This is a genomic window from Actinomycetota bacterium (assembly GCA_035540895.1).
Classification (GTDB): Bacteria; Actinomycetota; JAICYB01; order JAICYB01; family JAICYB01; genus DATLFR01.
Map to the genome: position 1 here is coordinate 1 of DATLFR010000133.1, position 2,533 is coordinate 2,533.

Here is a 2,533-nt window from a genome sequence, read left to right on the forward strand (position 1 = left end):
CCGCGGTGCTCGCCCCGTCCGCTCCGACCCCGCCACCCTCGGCCGAGGTTGCACCGACGGTGGAGAAGCCTCCGCCCTCGCCGACCGGCACCTTGAGGCCGCAGGCGGCCATGAGAACCATCACCGCGACGAGCGGAACCAAGCGACGCTGGACCAACCCCATCACCCTCCTCCATCCGCGCAGCGCGTGCGGAACACCCCTCGGACCCGTGGTTCGACCCGCGCCCCCCGATCCCTGCCCCCGCTCAGGGCTTACAGACGCGGCAAGCGAGCAGGCCTGACCTCTCGGCCTCCTGCTTCGGCAGGACCCGAGCCGTCGTCTTCCCGGCGACGAGGCGGCACTCCTGCGTGTGGTAGGAGCCGCTGCCGCGGGTCACCCAGACCAGCTCGTCGGTCGACCCGTTCCCCTCCTGGAACTCCCGCCTCGAGAGAGCCTCGGTCATCTCCCGGACGGACCCGTCCAGGACACCGAGCGCGTCGCGCAGCCCGGCCTGGACGAGCATCAGCACCGCGGTGAGGAGCGCAGCGGCGCCCAGCGTGACGAGGATGACGCCGGTGAAACCACCGGACACCAGGTACGGGACCTGCTGGACCACGTTGGCGTGTGTGGCAGCGCCGTTGTAGCCGATGTACAGGACGACGAGGCCCAGCACGACGAGGATGACGCCCGCGTACAGGCTGAGACGGGAGATCCTGCGTTCCATGGTCGGATAGGGTACAGGACCGCCCTCGACCAGCGCCTGCGCAGGTCAGGCGGTGGGAGCGGGGTCCGGCGGCGCCTCCCGCGACAGTGCCGGACGACTGCCATCCGTCCGCATCCTGCGGATCCCCCAGGACACCAGCAGCGCGACCCCCACGCACGCCGCCGCGATCCCACCCGGGCCCAGCCGCATCAGGTTGAGCAGCCACGGCCCGAACAGGAACAGCATCAGGACGACCGTCGGGGCGGCCGTGGTCGGACGCCAGGCCGGCGAGAGCCAGTTGCCTGCGCGAAGGAACTCCTCCTCGGCTCCCTGGATGTAGAGCTTGTGGGCCACGATGACGTCCGGCGACGGGAGGTTCTCGCGGGGGCGCAGGCAGATGGCTCCCTCGAACGTCCCGGCCGACGAGAAGACGGCGACGGGACGCCACCCGTCGACCCGGTACACCCGTCCGGGGTGGAGCCGGCTGGGGACCTCGATCCATCCGTGGCGCTCGTAGGTCTCGAGCTCGTGCGGGCAGAGGCTGTCGCGCAGCATCGCCTCGGCGCGCTCCCAGGCCGAGTCGTGGTCGGCCACGGGGCCGGACCGGCCGACGGACCGCATCGCCCGGCTCGTCAGCCGCCGACCATGGGCCGGAACGCTCGCAGCTCCGTGAGCCGGGGGTCGAAGTCGGTGACCTGGCGACCTTCCTTCGTGGAGGGGTCCAGCTCGAAGACGAGGTACCCCGCCTCCACGATCTCGTCGAACCGGCGACGTACCTCCTGGACCTCGTCGTCGACGTCCGGCCGCCAGCTCAGGGTGGTGTCTCCGTCAGGGCCGAGGATCCTGAGGTTGCCCAACGCTCTCACCCCTTTCACGCGTCGTCGCGTACGTCCATTGTGCCACCGGAGTCACGCGGCGATCGAGGTGTACCACCGACACGGCCGACTTGCCCGTGCGGCGCGCGATCCGGAACGATATGGCCCCGTACGGCAACCGAGCGCGGAGGCGAGATGGCGAAGTTCCTTAGCGAGGAGTGGGGAGACCAGGTCCGGGACGCCCTGAACGACGACGAGACCGCCCGCAACGCTGCGAAGGGCGTACAGCTCACGATGCAGCAGGTGGTGAACAACGTCCCGGGCGAGGGAGAGATCAGGTACTGGACGAAGATCGACGACGGCAGCTTCGAGGGCGGTCGGGGCGAGAACCCCGAGGCGGACGTGACGATCATCCAGGAGTACGAGACCGCCGCCGCCATGAACCGAGGTGAGCTGAACGCCCAAGCGGCGTTCATGCAGGGCAAGATCAAGGTGCAGGGGAACATGGGGAAGCTCCTCCAGCACCAGGGAACCCTACAGGCCCTCAGCCAGGCTCTCGGTCAGGTGCCTGCCGAGTACGACTGACGGACTCAACCGTCGGATCTTCGGACGACCCGGGACGCGTCCCGGGTCGTCCTCACGTCAGGGCCTCGCGGCGCCCGCGTAGTCCTTGCGGTGGATGGAGGAGCGCTTGACGAAGTCCCCCGTCTGGGTCGCGTTGATCATGACCCCGCCGCCCTCGTAGATGCCGACGTGGTGTATCGGGCTGCCGAAGAAGACCAGGTCTCCCGGTTGCAGTTCGTCCTTCGAGACCTTGGGGAGCGAGGAGTACTGGGCTCGCGAGGAGTGCGGGAGGCTGACGCCGGCCGCCTTCCAGGCGTACTGGGTGAGGCCGGAGCAGTCGTAGGAGTTCGGACCGGCGGCCCCCCACTGGTACGGCTTGCCGATCTGCGCCGCCGCCGTCTCGACGGCCTTCGCCGCACCGGGCCGGACCGGACCCGCGGTCCGCGGCTGCTTCTCGGAAGGGTCCACGTC

At 69.8% G+C, this 2,533-nt stretch carries 5 protein-coding genes; 1 reads left to right on the forward strand and 4 read right to left on the reverse strand.

The annotated features are described in order from the left end of the window. Positions 1-245 precede the first annotated feature (245 nt). Genes VM840_07405 through VM840_07415 form a run of 3 tightly spaced genes read right to left on the reverse strand, consistent with a single transcriptional unit; the run spans position 246 to position 1,540 of the window. Entirely contained in the window at positions 246-704 is a 459-nt protein-coding gene (locus tag VM840_07405; protein ID HVL81399.1) for a hypothetical protein, read from the reverse strand. A gap of 45 nt (positions 705-749) precedes the next feature. Beyond that, positions 750-1,304 carry a hypothetical protein gene (locus VM840_07410; protein ID HVL81400.1) on the reverse strand — a complete coding sequence of 185 codons (555 nt, stop codon included), beginning with the start codon at positions 1,302-1,304 and terminating at the stop codon, positions 750-752. A gap of 11 nt (positions 1,305-1,315) precedes the next feature. Beyond that, entirely contained in the window at positions 1,316-1,540 is a 225-nt protein-coding gene (locus VM840_07415; protein HVL81401.1) for a hypothetical protein, read from the reverse strand. A 153-nt stretch (positions 1,541-1,693) separates the two neighbouring features. Between VM840_07415 and VM840_07420 the strand changes: the two genes are divergently transcribed. Further along, the gene (locus VM840_07420; GenBank protein HVL81402.1) at positions 1,694-2,083 is read left to right on the forward strand and encodes an SCP2 sterol-binding domain-containing protein; all 390 of its coding nucleotides are present in this window, start codon (positions 1,694-1,696) and stop codon (positions 2,081-2,083) included. Positions 2,084-2,140: 57 nt separating this feature from the next. On the opposite strand, the gene VM840_07425 is transcribed toward VM840_07420, so the two are convergent. Beyond that, positions 2,141-2,533 (reverse strand): NlpC/P60 family protein (locus VM840_07425; protein ID HVL81403.1); only part of this gene is annotated, 393 nt, incomplete at its 5' end.

Coding starts and splice junctions, on each gene's coding strand:
- VM840_07405 (HVL81399.1), bottom strand. CDS start 704: ATGGAACGCAGGATCTCCCGTCTCAGCCTGTACGCGGGCGTCATCCTC.
- VM840_07410 (HVL81400.1), bottom strand. CDS start 1,304: ATGCGGTCCGTCGGCCGGTCCGGCCCCGTGGCCGACCACGACTCGGCC.
- VM840_07420 (HVL81402.1), top strand. CDS start 1,694: ATGGCGAAGTTCCTTAGCGAGGAGTGGGGAGACCAGGTCCGGGACGCC.